11 protein-coding genes and 3 pseudogenes are annotated in these 14,661 nt (G+C 69.0%); 8 read left to right on the forward strand and 6 right to left on the reverse strand.

All coding sequences use genetic code 11. The features are described from left to right. Nucleotides 1–186 precede the first annotated feature (186 nt). A pseudogene (locus AB0F82_RS19935) lies at nucleotides 187–279 on the reverse strand (IS5/IS1182 family transposase); the annotation flags it as partial. 289 nt (nucleotides 280–568) lie between these two features. Between AB0F82_RS19935 and AB0F82_RS19940 the strand changes: the two are divergent. Both AB0F82_RS19940 and AB0F82_RS19945 read left to right on the forward strand, forming a co-directional pair. After that, nucleotides 569–1,048, forward strand: coding sequence for a hypothetical protein (locus AB0F82_RS19940; protein WP_362629355.1), 480 nt, complete (start codon nucleotides 569–571; stop codon nucleotides 1,046–1,048). Between the two features lie 322 nt (nucleotides 1,049–1,370). Further along, nucleotides 1,371–1,874, forward strand: a complete 504-nt coding sequence (locus AB0F82_RS19945; protein ID WP_436842117.1) for a hypothetical protein — start codon at nucleotides 1,371–1,373, stop codon at nucleotides 1,872–1,874. 128 nt (nucleotides 1,875–2,002) lie between these two features. On the opposite strand, the pseudogene AB0F82_RS38720 reads toward AB0F82_RS19945, so the two are convergent. Together AB0F82_RS38720 and AB0F82_RS19955 are read right to left on the reverse strand one after the other, a co-directional pair. Next, a pseudogene (locus tag AB0F82_RS38720) lies at nucleotides 2,003–2,104 on the reverse strand (Mu transposase C-terminal domain-containing protein); the annotation flags it as partial. Nucleotides 2,105–2,242: 138 nt separating this feature from the next. Then, complete coding sequence (locus tag AB0F82_RS19955) at nucleotides 2,243–2,830, reverse strand: GNAT family N-acetyltransferase (RefSeq protein ID WP_362629358.1); 588 nt, start codon at nucleotides 2,828–2,830, stop codon at nucleotides 2,243–2,245. 167 nt (nucleotides 2,831–2,997) lie between these two features. Here AB0F82_RS19955 and AB0F82_RS19960 point away from each other — a divergent pair, with 167 nt between their 5' ends. Further along, nucleotides 2,998–3,717, forward strand: a complete 720-nt coding sequence (locus AB0F82_RS19960; protein ID WP_362629360.1) for an MBL fold metallo-hydrolase — start codon at nucleotides 2,998–3,000, stop codon at nucleotides 3,715–3,717. A gap of 1,181 nt (nucleotides 3,718–4,898) precedes the next feature. Here the strand turns inward: AB0F82_RS19960 and AB0F82_RS19965 are convergent. Both AB0F82_RS19965 and AB0F82_RS19970 read right to left on the reverse strand, forming a co-directional pair. Beyond that, complete coding sequence (locus AB0F82_RS19965) at nucleotides 4,899–5,945, reverse strand: fatty acid desaturase family protein (protein WP_362629362.1); 1,047 nt, start codon at nucleotides 5,943–5,945, stop codon at nucleotides 4,899–4,901. Between the two features lie 304 nt (nucleotides 5,946–6,249). Beyond that, nucleotides 6,250–6,588, reverse strand: coding sequence for a helix-turn-helix domain-containing protein (locus AB0F82_RS19970; RefSeq protein ID WP_362629365.1), 339 nt, complete (start codon nucleotides 6,586–6,588; stop codon nucleotides 6,250–6,252). Nucleotides 6,589–7,859: 1,271 nt separating this feature from the next. On the opposite strand from AB0F82_RS19970, the gene AB0F82_RS19975 reads away from it, so the two are divergent. After that, nucleotides 7,860–8,738 carry a helix-turn-helix domain-containing protein gene (locus AB0F82_RS19975; RefSeq protein WP_362629367.1) on the forward strand — a complete coding sequence of 293 codons (879 nt, stop codon included), beginning with the start codon at nucleotides 7,860–7,862 and terminating at the stop codon, nucleotides 8,736–8,738. Between the two features lie 583 nt (nucleotides 8,739–9,321). Here AB0F82_RS19975 and AB0F82_RS19980 read toward each other — a convergent pair. After that, a pseudogene (locus AB0F82_RS19980) lies at nucleotides 9,322–9,605 on the reverse strand (chaplin). Nucleotides 9,606–10,122: 517 nt separating this feature from the next. Here AB0F82_RS19980 and AB0F82_RS19985 point away from each other — a divergent pair. The 4 genes from AB0F82_RS19985 (at nucleotide 10,123) to AB0F82_RS20000 (ending at nucleotide 14,389) form a co-directional block, all read left to right on the forward strand. Then, entirely contained in the window at nucleotides 10,123–11,019 is an 897-nt protein-coding gene (locus tag AB0F82_RS19985) for an MEDS domain-containing protein (RefSeq protein ID WP_362629369.1), read from the forward strand. Beyond that, nucleotides 11,016–11,996 (forward strand): sensor histidine kinase, encoded by a 981-nt coding sequence (locus AB0F82_RS19990; protein ID WP_362629372.1) that lies wholly within the window; start codon nucleotides 11,016–11,018, stop codon nucleotides 11,994–11,996. The genes AB0F82_RS19985 and AB0F82_RS19990 overlap by 4 nt, the downstream gene beginning before the upstream one ends. A gap of 1,162 nt (nucleotides 11,997–13,158) precedes the next feature. Continuing rightward, nucleotides 13,159–13,473 (forward strand): hypothetical protein, encoded by a 315-nt coding sequence (locus AB0F82_RS19995; RefSeq protein ID WP_362629375.1) that lies wholly within the window; start codon nucleotides 13,159–13,161, stop codon nucleotides 13,471–13,473. Continuing rightward, on the forward strand, nucleotides 13,454–14,389 hold the full coding sequence (locus AB0F82_RS20000; RefSeq protein ID WP_362629378.1) for a DUF2637 domain-containing protein: 936 nt from the start codon (nucleotides 13,454–13,456) through the stop codon (nucleotides 14,387–14,389). Before AB0F82_RS19995 ends, AB0F82_RS20000 begins: the two co-directional genes overlap by 20 nt. Nucleotides 14,390–14,661 lie beyond the last annotated feature (272 nt).

A 14,661-nucleotide genomic window follows, 5' to 3' on the forward strand; every position in this document is an offset into this window, starting at 1 on the left:
GCAGCGTCGGAATCGACGCGCTAGAACACCCTCGCCCCGGGCCGCGCGAGCGGTCAACTCACGATGGACAGCGGCCACGTTCCCCTTCCACAGCCCCAGCAGAGCCGGCACCTCCGCACTGACCGTGAACCGGCCCCTGATACCGGTCCCGCTCCCCCGGCGCCCCAGCCGCGGCCGCATCCTCCCGCGGATTCCCCGGCGCCGCAGACGGGCCCCGATGGCACGTGAGGAGTAGGCGTGGTCGGCCAGAACAGCGTTGGGCCTGGTTCGGGGCCTGATCTCAGCGACAACGGGGTTTTCCGCGCCCGGCCGGGAGTCGGGCGCCATCCATGTGCGTCCGGGTGCATCCGGAGAGATCCGGACGGACGCTGGGAGAGGGCTCGGGAGCGGGCGCCCGAGCCGTCGGTCAGCGAGCACGTCATGGGAAGTGATCGGCATGACTCACCGTTCTCGGACACAGCGCCTTGTGATGCTTTCGGCCTCGGTAGTCCTGATCGCAGGGGGTGGGCCGGCTTCCACCACAGCGTTCGCCGCCCCCTCCGCCCCTGCGTCGCTGCACGTCACGGCCATGACCGGTACGCCCACCGTGGACTGGGTGGAGACCGCCGATCCGCCCAGTGGCATCAGCGCCGAGCTTCCCGGGAAGGCCACCGTCCGGAAGGCGACCGTTTCCATCGAAGGCAATGCCGTCGACGCACGCGTGTACAGCCTGGATACCCCGGAGGGAGCGGTCGGCTTCGCCGTCCACGACATGCCCGGCGACCAGTACCCGCTCGAGGACAATCTCCAGCGCGTTCTCGAGTCATACATGATCAACACGGCCGAGCCTCTGACCAGCAGCAACGTTCGCAAGATGACGTTCGACGGGCGTCCTGCTCTCGACGCGCGTCTGACCTCCGAGACAGACAGTGAGCCCCTGACCGGCTTTATTCGCCTCATAGCCGACGACAAGCACCTCGTGCAGGCGCTGGTCCTCGGTCCCGAGGCGAACGAGAAGGCACTGAAGGCAATGCAAGAGCGGCTCCTCGCCAGCCTCCGCATCCCCTGACCTCGGCCCCGCGGCGCCCGGGCAGCCAGCCAGCCAGCCAGCCCAGGATTCATGCCAAGCTTCCAGCCGCCGGGCAGCGCCTTGCCGTCACGAAGGTCGATCGGTACGCCCGGCGCTCTTGCGGACCGGTGCCCGCCAACGGCCGCGGGGCCGGCTCCAGCGCAGCAGCGGCCGAGGGCGCTGTCGCGCGGACGGTCAAGCCCCGAGATGCAGGGTCATGCTCCGCTCGGCAGGGTGGGGCTTACTGGAACCAGGGTCCGCAAGGCGATTGAAACGATCGTAGGAGCTCGAGACGGACCGGCACGCACATCAGGAGTCAGCCGTGGCGATGGTAGGACTGTTCTGGATCACCGAGGACTCGGTTTACGTAGGTTCCCCGCCGGACGCGGAGGGGCACTGCGTCCGTATCACCTCCGAAGGGGTACAGGCGCGGGGCCCGGACGGCATCCGGGCGTGGCCGTGGTCGATCCTGCGCTCCGCAGGCGTGAACGCCGCGCCCGTGGAGGGCAACGCAAGGGGCGGAGGCCGATTCCTGGCGGCGGTGCTGGAAGCGGTGGTCACACTGGGATCCAGCTACGGCGGAGAGGAACCGCCACAGATGTACCTGGTCCTGGAGACGCAGGACGGTGCGGAGGAGGTGCGAGTGCCGGCGGCGACCAGGGGCTACACCTCCCACGAGATCACCTTGTCCCAGCGCCTCCTGGCCCGCTTCCGGGAGGGCACGGCCGACCCCCGGACCCTCACGACCTGGAGCCGGGACCACAGCGGTGGCACGCCGAAGCCGCCCGAGCGCGAAGCCCTCCTGCGGGAGTGGACACACGCGTGAGCCCGGCGGGCGGACGGCGCACATCCGCGCAGCACCGCCGTTTGGCTCAGGACGCCGCGGCCCGGCTGCGGCAGCACCACAGCACCGCTCGCTGGGCCCGCGGGCTCGGCCGGGCCCAGGTAGCGGCCCGTGGCGGCGTCGAACGCCTCGATCCGGCAGTCGTGATGCGGCATGAACCGGACCCGGACCCGCTCGCCGCCCAGACCCGTCATCCACGCCGCCACGTAGTCGCGGTTCCGGAAACAACCTTCCGGACGCGCACGGCCGCCTCCGGTCGGACAAAGAACTCATCGACCTCGCCATAGAGAGGGCCATCGCCTCAGGCCGATGCTCTCAACCCCAATCCGCTGGCACCAGTGGCTCAACCACTAACCGCCTCGACTGCTCCCCTCAACAGGCACGTCAACGCCGAACTCAAGCTCAAGCAGTTCCTCTGAAGGCTGGAAGCCGGACCGTTGATAGAGCGGGCGGCTGCGCTCTGATGGCCAGACGATCAGGCCTTCGAAGCCGGCGCTGCGTGAGTGCTGCTTCAGCACCTCAAGGAGTGCCGAGCCAGCTCCTTTGTTCCGTTGTGACGGTAGGACGAATAAGTTCGTTACATAGCCGACCGGGTTGTTGTCCTCGTAGGGCTCCGGAATCCGCTCCACCTGACAGAGGAAGACGTGACCGGTGATTTCGCCTGCGGTCTCCGTGACCCATGCCAACCAGTGGCCGGCGCTGAGCCGGTCGCGGATCCAGTGCTCGGCCTCTTCCAGGTGCCGAGCAGGAGCTGGCGGTTGCCCTGCGTAGTCCTCCTGCTTGAACGTCCAACGCAGTTCGGCCAAGGTCCGGGCATCGGCGGACCGGGCAGGACGCACGATGAAATCTGCGGTCATGGCGGCGAGCATTGCTCGTGCAGCATCCGGAGGCAAACCGATTTCTGCGCCGATCACAGCCGTGGCGGGGTCAGCCGTCAACGCTGTTCAATACCTTGCTGGCGGCCGTACCGAGCGGACGTCTGCGCCCATGGGACTTTCCGCCCCTGGAGCCGTTGGCGTCTCGTGGCCGCGAGTTCACGCTGCGCAGAATTCGCCGGCAGCACAAAGCGACCGGCTGCTCCTCCGGCGCCCGTTAGCGTCGCGCCATGGAACTTACGCAGATCACCCCTGTCGTCTGGCAGATACTCTTCCCCGTCGGACACGTGCACATCGTGCGTCTGCCGGACGGGTACGCCCTGATCGATACCGGTGTGCCAGGGTCCGCCCCGGCGATCCTGGAGGCCCTCGACCAGCTCGGCGGCCGTCCTCAAGACGTGCGGCAGATCGTTCTTACCCACTCCCACGGCGATCACATGGGCTCGGCTGCGGATCTCGTCGCGGCAACGGGCGCCCGAGTTCTGGCCGGTGCGCTGGATGCCCCGTTCATCCGCGGCACCGCCCCCGAAGCCGAGCCCGTATTCACTGCCTCAGAACGTGCCCTTCACGAGCAGGTCATGGCGGGACTCGCCGACGCGGGCGTGCCTCCTACGAAGCATGTTGCAGTGGACGTTGAGCTCCGCGACGGCGACACCCTCGACGGCTGGGCCGAGCCCGTCCACGTCCTGCATGTTCCAGGCCACACCCCGGGGAGCATCGCCCTCCATCTCATTTCCAGCGGCGTGCTGTTCACAGGCGACATCGTTGCCACCACAGAGGGCCGGGCCATCCTTGGTCCGTTCAACGTGGACAGGGAGGAGGCCATCGCTTCCTTCCGGCGGTTGGCCGCGCTAGAGGTCGAGACCGTGTGCGTGCCCCACGGCGAGCCCTTGATGAAAAACGGGGGCGCTGTGCTCCGGGCAGCTGCTCCCGAGGGTGACTGGGTGTAAAGAGGCCCGTTGCCGATGTCGGATCAGTCCTGCGGGTAAGGTGAGGTCGCCGCCGTGCTCCTCGTGTACGCCTTCGCCACACAGCACGGTCTGGGGGCCTTCGTGCTTGACCAGGCCCGAGTTCAAGACCCGCCGGGGAGCGGCTTGCCCTCGCGGGAGGGCGGACCAGCGGGCTCGTCCCGTCGAACAACCCGGTCCGAGAGGACCGCGACCGGGTACTGCCCGGTGAGGTGCATGGGATCGACGTCGGCCGGTACCCCGCGTTCTTGGCAGGCGCGGACTGTTGCCGGGAGCAGGTACCGCGGCTTCGGCCGGTGCTGGCTGACCGGGGGCTGCCGCGGTGAGGGAGCGGGGGCGGGAGCGGGCCGCTGCCGAGGAGACCTACAGCCGGGAGGCGGGCGCGGGCAGGAGCCGACGGCGGCGGATGTTCGCGCGCCACAACCGACGGCGACATGCACGAAGACTCCGCCACCGCCAAGCACCTCGGCGTCGGCCACTCCACCCTCTCTCGGCACCCTCGCCGCGTACGACGAAGCCGCGGCCCGGCCGCGCTGAAGTCGACGCCGCAGACGGTGAAGAACTCATCGTCACGAGCGACAGCAGCGGCAACTCCGCCAACAGGCCGTTCACCGTCGCCGTGCTCTGACCGCACCCCACGCGTCGAGGCCCGTGTCACGCCGGCTTCAACCTTTCCGTTCGGGGAACGGTCACGGGGACCGTTCCCCGAACGCACACTTAAAGTCCACTTTTGGACCGCCGGCACTTGACCTGCTGATACAGGGTTGAGAAAGGGCTCTGAGCGCGATGGCGTATGACAGCAGGCCCGGCACGCCCGGCGGCGGCCAGGGCAGCCCGGTGCACGTGACGCTCCCCGGCGCGATCCCGAACCCGCCCCCGGCTGTCCGGAGTGCGCGGGCGCTGCGGTACGGCGGGCCGCGTGCCGGCGGGCCGGGGACATGCCCGGGGTGTCCGACTGCGATGTCGTCGTCCGCCGCCACTCGCACGCCCGAGACGGGGGTGCCCGGTGATCCACCGGACGGACATCGGGGAGCGGGTAGCAGCGTTCGCAATGCGGCCTGTGTCCCTTGCGCCCGGTCCGACCCGCGCCGGCCGCTGTGCCCCCGGCTGCGGCCGGTGTCCCGCCGACCAGCCGGCCTCCCGCGTGCCGGCTGGTGGTGGCGTCAGGTGGTCCGCGGCCCCCTCAAGGGGGCTCCCGCCGCGTGGAGACTGGCGAGGGTCTGCCGGTAGGAGTCGACCAAGCTGGTCTCCAGGTAGCTGACCCCGAGTTCCTGGCAATACCCGCGGACGATGGTCTGAGCCCTGCGCAGGTGCGGGCTGGGCATGCTCGGGAAGAGGTGGTGCTCGATCTGGTAGTTGAGGCCGCCGAGAAGGATGTCGGTCAACCGGCCTCCGCGGACGTTGCGGGAGGTCAGGACCTGGCGCCTCAGGAAGTCGGGCCGCTCGGCGCCCGTCAGGATCGGCATGCCCTTGTGGTTCGGGGCGAAGATCGAGCCGAGGTAGACGCCGAAGAGGCACTGGTGGACGAGGAGGAACACGACCGCCTTGCCGGGCGGCAGCACCAGGAACAACGCGCCGAGGTAGGCGGCGAGGTGCGCAGCGAGCAGGGCCCCTTCCCACATGCGGTGCTTGAGCGAGCGGTCGAACAGCGACCGCACCCCGGACACGTGCAGGTTGAACCCCTCCAGCGTGAGCAGCGGGAAGAACAGGAACGCCTGCGAGCGGCCGAGCAGCCGCGGCAGCCCCCTGGCCGCGCGGGCCTGGTCCTGCGTCCAGACGAAGATGTCCGGGTCGAGGTCGGGATCGAGGTCCTCGTGGTTGGGGTTGGCGTGGTGACGGGTGTGCTTGTCCTGCCACCAGCCGTACCCCATGCCGATGCCGAGGTTCCCGGCGACGCGCCCGGACACCTCGCTGCCCTTGCGCAGCCGGAAGACCTGCCGGTGGGCGACATCGTGCGCGAGCAGCGCCACCTGCCCGAACACGAAGGCCAGAAAACCGGCCACCAGCAGCGTCCACCAGCTGTCGCCGATCAGAACGAAGGCCGTCCATCCGGCGGCGTACAGGGCCGTCACGGCCGCGATGCGCAGTGCGTAATACCCGGGGCGTCGGGCCATGAGTCCGGCCTCCTGGATCTTCCGGGAGAGCCGGGCGAAGTCGCTCCCCGCATCCGACCGCATGAGAGGGGGACGCACCGTCTCGGAGGAATTCATGATCAGAAGCCACTTTCCGTTCCGTCGGACACAGGAGGGGGCCAGGCCGCCCTACCCGGGGCTGCGCCCGGCACGCGGGTGGCGCTCCCCATACCGCGCATACCCGGGATAAAGGAATCGACGTACGCCTCGGTTCGCCTCTTCCGTTCCCACTCGCGGCGACTGGACGCCGACCGCGGCCGGCCCGGCGTTGCCGCTGAGGCGGGCTGCTCCACGCCGTCCTCGCCGTGGGCTTCCTCCGGCGGCAGGCACCGGATGGACGCCGACGACGTGGTCTCCGCGGACCGGGAGGGCGCGTACTGCCTCAGGCCGCGGCCGTCGGGTTCGCCGCTTCGGCAGTGCGGCTGTATGCGGCGTTGATGCGCTGGGCTTCTTCGAGCTGGTCTTCAAGGATGACGATGCGGCAGGCGGCCTCGATTGGCGTGCCCTGGTCGACGAGTGCCCGGGCACGGGCGGCGATGCGCAGCTGGTGGCGGGAGTAGCGGCGGTGTCCGCCGGCGGAGCGGAGCGGGGTGATCAGGCGGGTCTCTTCGATGGCGCGGAGGAAGCCCTGGGTGGTGCCGAGCATGTCGGCGGCCCGGCCCATGGTGTAGGCGGGGTAGCCGTCGTCGTCGAGACGGCTGAGCGGGTCGTCTGCTGTCATCGCACCTCACTGCGAAACAGGTGGGGGAAAGGGGTCAGAACGCGGGGAGGGGCCCTGGTGCGTACGACACCAGGGCCCCGAAGGAACTGCTACACCATCTGCCGGCCCTCAGTACTGCGCCGGCCTTCTGTGTCCGCATGCCCGACCGAGATGCCGTCGGGGTGCGGGGATCGCGGATGCGTGACCGGAGACCACCTCACTATCGATGTCCTGCGGTACCCGGGCTCGACTTCCGCCCGGGCGATCCTGATGGCGCCCAATTCCTCCGTTCTTCCCTCGGTCCTACCAAACGGGAACTTGTACTGCTGGTACTGCGTACTTCCGGTACTGCTGTATTGCGAACCGCTCGTACTGCTCGTGGCCTCACCCAAGCGCCACGCTTCGGCAGCCAGCCCCGTCGCCCATCCTGCATCTGCTCTGGCTTAGAACCCCACTGCCGAACTTCCCGGCGCGCGCGCCCGCAGCCGACGCCTTCACCGAGGTACCGCTCACTGACTTCACTGCTGGGTACCGCACTTACGGGTATTGCCACTGCATCAACTGCGGTACTGCTCCTGCTCACGGCAGCCCCTGATCACTGCGGGCCACCCGGTCCGGTCGCCAGTCCCGTCGCCGTCCTGCAAACGCTCTGGCTTCGAAACTCCACCACCGCACCGTCCTACGCACTGCAACTACGGGAACTGCGGTACTGCGAGTACTACTGCCCGGCAGTTCGTCTCTGCCAGGCCCTGCGGTCTCTCTGCGTTACGAGAGAAACCATAACCACACCACCACCCAATGTCTACTCCGGCCGACATAGATTTTCGCGTGTCGACAGCGAGGTAATCGGGCTCGAACAGCGACACGGGCAGGGCGCGAGGCGGTCATCGCCGGGTTAACCGCCACGGGCCCGGCCACAAGCACCAGACAGACAGCAGGGGGCGACCGGTCGCCCCGGGTGGTAGCGGCGTGTTGGCGCTGCCGGGCGAGGAGGGCGCCTACGGTCTTGCCTCCGGTCGCCTGATGCAATGACACCCAGTCACAGCCGTTACCCCCGCCATGGCACCAAGCAGCGCACTCGACCAGCGCAGTCCGCCGCTTCCAGATAGGTGGAAGATCATGGCATCCGGGTGAACTCTGCTCGGGCAGTGCACGCGCCCGTACTCGCGCGACGTGACACTCGCCGACAGGGCCCCGTTGATCATCGCTGCGCGGCGAAGTCGTTCGCCCGGGTCCCGGCCGCGGAGATTCCCGTGGCCGGCAGTCAGTCCCGAGCCGGAGGTAGACCGCCCGTGGCGGTGAACGGAAACCCCACCGTCAGACGACGCCGGCTGGGCGCGGAGCTGCGCCGGCTCCGCCTGGCCCGTGGTCTGACCAGTACGCAGGTGGCTGAACGCCTGTTGATCTCCCAGCCCAAGCTCAGCCATCTGGAGAACGGCCGGCGTGCCATCAAGCCCCGCGATGTCCGGGACCTGTGCGGGCTCTACGGAGTCACCGACCCGCAGGTCGTCGACGCGTTGATGCAGATGGCCACGGAAGCGGACCGGCAGGGCTGGTGGGTCGCCTGCGGCGAGGTCCCGTACGCCGCCTACATCGGCCTGGAGACGGAAGCCTCCTCGATCCGCTCCTACGAGCCCCTGGTGATCCCCGGCCTGCTCCAAACACCCGCCTACGCCCGGGCCGTCATTGAGGAAACGATCCCTCGGGCGACCCCTGAGCAGATCGCCGTGCACCATGAGGTCCGGCTGCGCCGCCAGTCCCGGGCCCACCACCCGGCCCGCCCTTTCCGCTTATGGGTCGTGCTGGACGAATCCGCCCTGCGCCGCCTCGTCGGCAGCCGGCAGGTCATGCGTGAACAGCTCCAGCACCTGAACCGTCTCGGCGCGCAGCCACACATCACCGTGCAGGTTCTCCCGCACGACGCGGGAGCCCATCCGGGCATCTCGGGACAGTTCTCCATCCTCGACTTCCCAGACGCCGCCACGGGTACGGTGTATCTGGAGCGATTCACCAGCGACCTCTACCTGGAGAAACGATCCGACGTGCAGCACTACAGCGTCATGTACGACCATCTCCAGGCCCAGGCCCTGAACCCGGAGCACACCCGCCACCTCATCACCCGCACCGCCGACGAGCTGCCGATCGCCGCATCGCTGCCCGGCCGGCCGTGACCACCGCAGCCGCAGGCCACTGCGTCGCGTACAGGCGCTCACGCAGGTACAGCAGGGCGGCGGTGTCCGCGGCGGCGGCCAGATCTGCCAGCAGGGTGCGGATGGCCGCGTCGTCGCCGCCGCGGACCGCCTGAAGGATCTGCACCCCGGTGGGACGCGGGAGAGGGATCCGCGGGGCGGGTTCTCATGGAAGGGGCGGTGTCAGCGCCGGGCGTCAACGCCGACCCCGCATTCACACGGGATGCCGAACGCTGTGGTTGTGCTGCGGGGTGCTGGCCGCCCGCGGCTATGGTCGGGCGCAGTCCGCGCCGATAGGGCGTGCGCGGGCGAGGCCCGGTGACCAGAGCGCTCTGGCGGCAGTAGCACCGGGCCGCCCCACCACCCACCGCGACCGAGGTCCGGCGCGCGGACCGGGCGGAGCGGAACCCGCTCCCCGTGACCTGGCTCGGCTGGTCAGCCGGCTGCACGAGCTGGCCCCGTCATGAGAACGGCCTCCCCTTGGAGGATGAGGGGAGGCCCTTCTGCACCGGGCTGTGCGCTGTGGCTGGTTCAGATGACGCGCCGGGTCCAGGACTTGGTGCTGTCAGTGCTTGCCGTGGTGGTCGGCCTTGTGGTGCCCGTCCGAGCCGCCGTTGTTGATGCAGGTGTTGCCGAAGGCGGGGTTGAGGAGGCCGACGATGTTGACGGTGTTGCCGCAGAGGTTGACCGGGATGTGGATGGGCACCTGGACGACGTTGCCGGACAGGACACCCGGGGAGCCGATGGCAGCGCCCTCTGCCGTGGCCTCGGCGGCGGCCATGCCGGCACCGCCTGCGGGACAGCACCAGCGGCGGCGGCAACGGCTACGGCCTTGGCAATACGGAACATCAAGATCTCCTTGAACTCACTTCGCTGCGGGGAAGTACGGCACTGGACGACGTCCCCCACAACGGCCGGAGGCGCCCGCCCGTACGGACGATGGGCCGAACCGGTGAGCTCGAGAAACGTCCGCTCAGCCTGGCCCAGGCCGCGACCGCCCGAGCCGGCATCCGCGCCGCCATCGCCTTGCGGGCCTGGCGCGCGGGCAGCTGAAGTCCACGCGACCGTGACCGCGCGCTTGCCGTCCTTGCGGGCCTCAAGGGTGTGGACACCGGGCTGCGAGGAGCGACTTTTCGCCAAGACGGCACCTTCTACGCCCCCCGCCCCATCACCTTGACCGAACCCATAGGGGCACCCCCGTCGAACTCACGCTCATCTATGTCGGCCAGAGCCGGACGAGGGCAAGCGGCGGCGCGGCAGGCGACTGCTGGGCGGTAAGATTGTTCGGTTTGCGGCCTGGTCCAGGCGGGCGCCAGGCGTGGGCGCGGGGCCCGGTTCATGTGTCGACGGGAAGGAGCGTGAGGCAGTGGTGGTCACACAGGACGGCAGGGAGCGGCCGGTCCAGGAGCTGGGGCATGGTGATCATGTGTGCCTGGCGTTCGCCGACGACGCCGAGCAGCGCCGGGTCCTGACGGCATACCTGTATGAAGGGCTTGCCCGCGGGGAGCGGGTGCTGTATTTCGCCGAGCAGCAGGATCCTGCCGTGGTGCTCGAATGGCTGCGGCCGGCTGGCGCGGAGGTGGACACCGCTGTAGCGCGGGGTCAGTTGCGGGTGACCACTGCCGACGACAGCTATCTGGCGGCGGGCCGGTTCGACGCCGAAACCATGGTCGCCACCTTGCGGCAGGAGGTGACCGACAGTCTCAAGGCAGGTTATACGGGGCTGCGTGTCAGCGGGGAGATGAGCTGGGGCCTGCGCGACGTCCCCGGAGTCGACCAGCTCGCCGAGTACGAGGCGAAGGTCAACGCGGTGTTCGCGGGCCAGCGCGCGTCGGCGGTCTGCCAGTACGACGCCCGCCTGTTCGCTCCGGATCAGCTGGACGCATTCGACCGGTGCCACCCCGGCACGGTGGAGGCAGAGCCTCTCCACAGCGACGGTGTGCTGCACATCCTGCCTGCGTTCGAGGAAGGTGAACGCGTGCTGCGCATGGCTGGCACCGTGGACTATCGCACCACCGGTGCGCTGGCCCGGGCTCTGGAGACGGTTCTGGGATGGTCAGGGGATGTGCGCGTGGACTTGGGCGCGCTGGAGTTCATCGACCTGGCGGGTTTGCGGGCCCTGGCGCACACCGCCGGGCAGCTGACACGGGGCCGGCGTCTGCGGGTGACGGGGCTGGCGCCGATGCTGTGCCACGTGATCAGCGTGGCAGGTTTCGACCAGCAGGACGCCTTGGTCGTCATCCCCTCGGAGGTCCGGGCATGAACACAGTGATCGACATGCACGGCAAGCAGCCCGGTCAGGCTCCGCGCCTGGTGCACCAAGGCCTGGTCTACGGATCGGATGAGGCCTTCCTCACCGCGACCGTCCCGTTCTGCCTGGACGGTCTGGAACAGGACGAGGCGGTCCTGGCCGTCACCACACCGGCCAACATCGACCTGCTGCGCCAGCAGCTGGGCAGCGCCGCCAAGAGTGTGGAGTTCATCGGGGCCGACGACTGGTACCAGGCACCGGGACGGACCCTGGCCGCCTATTACCGCTACGTCGACGAGCGGACCGCGACCGGCCGTCACCGGCAGGTGCGGGTGATCGGTGAACCGGTCTGGCACGGCCGGGACGTGCTGGAGACCGACGAGTGGACCCGGTACGAGTCGGTCATCAATGTCGCGTTCGCCGACTGCCCGGCCTGGATCGTGTGCCCCTACGACACCCGTGCCCTGCCCGAGGCCGTGGTGGCCGACGCCCGGCGCACCCATCCGCAGCTGGTGACCGGCCCCGCCGCCGAGTCCAGCAGTCACTACGCCGACCCTCTGGGCGGTACCTGGGGTCGGGAGCTGTCACCGGCTCCCGCGGACGGTAAGGCTGTCCTGCGCTTCGACGCCGACCTGACCGCTGTGCGGTCCTTCGTGCACGACACGGCCCTGTCGCTGGGGATGTCCCGGGACGCGGCGGGCCGTCTGGTCTTCGCCGCCAACGAGGTGGCCACCAATGCCATTCAGCACGGCGGCGGCGCCGGGGAGATCACCGTGTGGCGTACCAGCCACAGGGTCATCTGCGACGTCAAGGATCTCGGCAGTGCCGGTGGTCCTGCCGAGGCCGGCTGGGTCCTGGGCTACCTGCCACCGGACCCCAAGCGGCCGCACGGCCACGGTCTGTGGACCGTCCGGCAGCTGTGCGACCTGGCGGAGGTACACACCGGCGACCGGGGCACCACCGTCCGCCTGCACCTGAACCTCGTCTGAACCCTCTCTCCCGCCCGGGGCCGGGCTCGTGGCGAAAGCCCGGCCCTCCGCCGGCACCGGTGCCCCGCGGAGCCGGCCCGCCGCCCGAAGATTTGGATCGGCCACGCGTAGGCCGACTGCGCGTTGATGTCTTGGCTGTCGCCGCAGCGGGCACGCCGAACGGATCCGGCGGGGGCCGGTGGTGTGCAAGCGGCGACCCCATCCACCCCAACGAGGCCGGGCTACCAGCGCATGGCCCGTGCCATCCCCCTCAGCAGACTCTGACAAGCAACACCGGCCCCGGTTGCAGCCATGAGCAGACTGCACCATCAGGGGTGCGGTGATCCGGCGCCGCAGGTGGACAAGCTGGCCCCGAAGGTCTCCGAGGCGTTGGAGGAACCGCAGCCGGCCCCGCGGGACCTCATTCTCTACCCCTGCTTCACCACGCCGCGTTCAGCAGCCAGAAACGGGTAATGCACAGATTGTCGGGGTTTTTGTACGCCTTCACCGGTGTCCGGATTGCCGGGGTTTCAATGCACGCGCAATGTACGGAACGGATTGCCCGGGTTTTTCGGCGGTATCAGCCGCCTTTCCGACCTGGGGTGCGGAATTGGGTGGCGCACCAGCCTGCTGCGTCGGGCTCTTCAGGCCACGGCTCGCGGAACGATGTCACCGCCGACGACGAGGCGCTTGGCTGTGGCCGTCTCCGCGGCCTTCCCTTGACCCAGAGCCTGCATCACTGCGGATGCGGGCCTCCCGCGGAGCCCCGGGGATGTTCCGGAAGCCGCGCCAACGCCATCGTTCCGGGGAGTCAGAGGGAGGGCCGGCGAGACCTCCGAGGCGCACGCGTTCAGCGCGTGGGGTCGGCTGCCGGCGATATGCGGAGACGATCCCGCCGCGCATGAGCCGCCGCCGCGGGTGCGCGGCACCAGCAAGGCCGTCGCGTCGGAGCATGCGCGTGGCTGCCAGGCCGGCGCGGGACGGGGTGAAGGGTCCGTCGCGCTGCGTGTGTCGGCCGCAGCTCATCGTCTCCCGAGTCGCGGGCATGGCGGCGCCGAATGAGGCGCGGCTACTGCCCTCCTGGTTGGCATGGAAACCGATAGGCCGGCGTCAACGCTTATTCGTCGACCACCATCACCCGGATGGCACACACCCAGACCGACACGGAGAGCGTTTACGGAATATGGCAACAGCAAAGCTCCCCGTCTTCCTCCGCAGGACTGCGCAGGAAGACGGACAGGGAGGCAGATTTCACTCCGGGGCCACCCGGATCGGGAAGTGGATGTTCACTCCGCCCTCCACCGACTGTGGCGAGACCCGGAACGCCACGCTGAGACACGAAGATCTGGAAATCGATCTTTGGTACTCCTCCCCGATCCTTGAGGACTTCCTCCACACGATGAGCGTGATCCAGGTCGAGTTCGGCAGGCGCATGGAGAACACGTTGGCGTCCGCGACGGCCGTCGGCGAGTGCTGGGGTGGCAGCTCACGTGTATGAGTCGTACGGGTACCCGGACATCCACGGTCTCCACCCCCAGCCGGAGACCTCCGCGTTCTGGGACCGGCCGGAGAACGTACAGCACGCCTCCACCGGGCAACCGCTCGGCGGGCCCGGTGAGGTGCATCCGCCGTGGGACCCGGTTGAGGAACTCGCCATCCTTCTCCAGGAGAGCGCTGCGCCCGGGCAACCGGAGCCCTTCACCCGAGTCGGCGTCGACGTCGACGTCGACGACACCGGGGTCACCGGTGACACGGTCAGCGCGCTCGGCCTCGTTGCAGGGCTGAAGCACACCCCTACCGGGCGTCTGCCCACACAAGCCTCCGGCGGACACCGCCGGAACCCGTCGAAGCCGCCGGCAGTGACCCTGCTGCAAACGGGCAGTGTGTTCACCGCCGTGCTGGTCGGTGCCATCGCCGCTGTGGTGAGCGTCCTCAGCGGGCTCGCCGTCTGCGACGCCCTGCGCCACAGCGCCGAACCCCACACGGACCGCGAGGTGGCCAGCTGGTGGCCTCTGCTGATCTACGGCCCCTGGGTGGTCGCCTCCCTGTCCGTCCTCAGATCCGCTCTGCACCAGCGCCGCGCGCTTCATTCCTGGTCCATCGTTTTGCTGTTCTCCACCCTGGCCACGCTTCTGTGCGTAGCCCAGGCACCCAGAACGATCGCCGCCATGGCGGGGGCTGCTCTTCCTGCCGTCGCGGCGCTGGCCTGCTTCCAACAGCTGGTCCGCCAGATCACACTCACGCGACCGCCGCGCCAAGCCGCTCCGCGACATCGAACCCCGAGGCTTTCTGCGTCCGTCCCGCTGGGGAAGACGGCCGCAGTCAGACGCAGGCCGGTCAGTTTCCCTCCCGGCTACCCCGCGGCAGACAACACAGCTGTCCGCTCTCCGTCTCACGGTCACAGATTCGGATAAGACGCATAACGGTCGTACGCGTGGAGCAGTGCCACTCGTGCAAGTCAATGTCACGGTCCCAGGCTCGGGCCATGGGTTTGGGTTACTCGAGTCCGCACTGTCAGCGGAGTCTGACTGGCCGACAGTCTTGCCGTCGGCGAGATCGGTCCGCCGTCCACGCGCGGGAAGTGGGAGTCCTGGGCGAGCGTCCCACCGGAAACGGCACTGTCGGACCACGACGCAAGAGGGTCGAGCATCCCATGGGCGGCGACCGCGAAGCACAAAGGCGGTAG

This window comes from Streptomyces virginiae (genome assembly GCF_040638905.1).
Lineage (GTDB): Bacteria > Actinomycetota > Actinomycetes > Streptomycetales > Streptomycetaceae > Streptomyces > Streptomyces virginiae_B.

What these genes read in the sequence shown, in the direction of transcription:
- AB0F82_RS19940 (WP_362629355.1), top strand. Translation starts at nt 569, where the DNA reads ATGACCGGTACGCCCACCGTGGACTGGGTGGAGACCGCCGATCCGCCC.
- AB0F82_RS19960 (WP_362629360.1), top strand. Translation starts at nt 2,998, where the DNA reads ATGGAACTTACGCAGATCACCCCTGTCGTCTGGCAGATACTCTTCCCC.
- AB0F82_RS19965 (WP_362629362.1), bottom strand. Translation starts at nt 5,945, where the DNA reads ATGAATTCCTCCGAGACGGTGCGTCCCCCTCTCATGCGGTCGGATGCG.
- AB0F82_RS19970 (WP_362629365.1), bottom strand. Translation starts at nt 6,588, where the DNA reads ATGACAGCAGACGACCCGCTCAGCCGTCTCGACGACGACGGCTACCCC.
- AB0F82_RS19990 (WP_362629372.1), top strand. Translation starts at nt 11,016, where the DNA reads ATGAACACAGTGATCGACATGCACGGCAAGCAGCCCGGTCAGGCTCCG.
- AB0F82_RS19995 (WP_362629375.1), top strand. Translation starts at nt 13,159, where the DNA reads ATGGCAACAGCAAAGCTCCCCGTCTTCCTCCGCAGGACTGCGCAGGAA.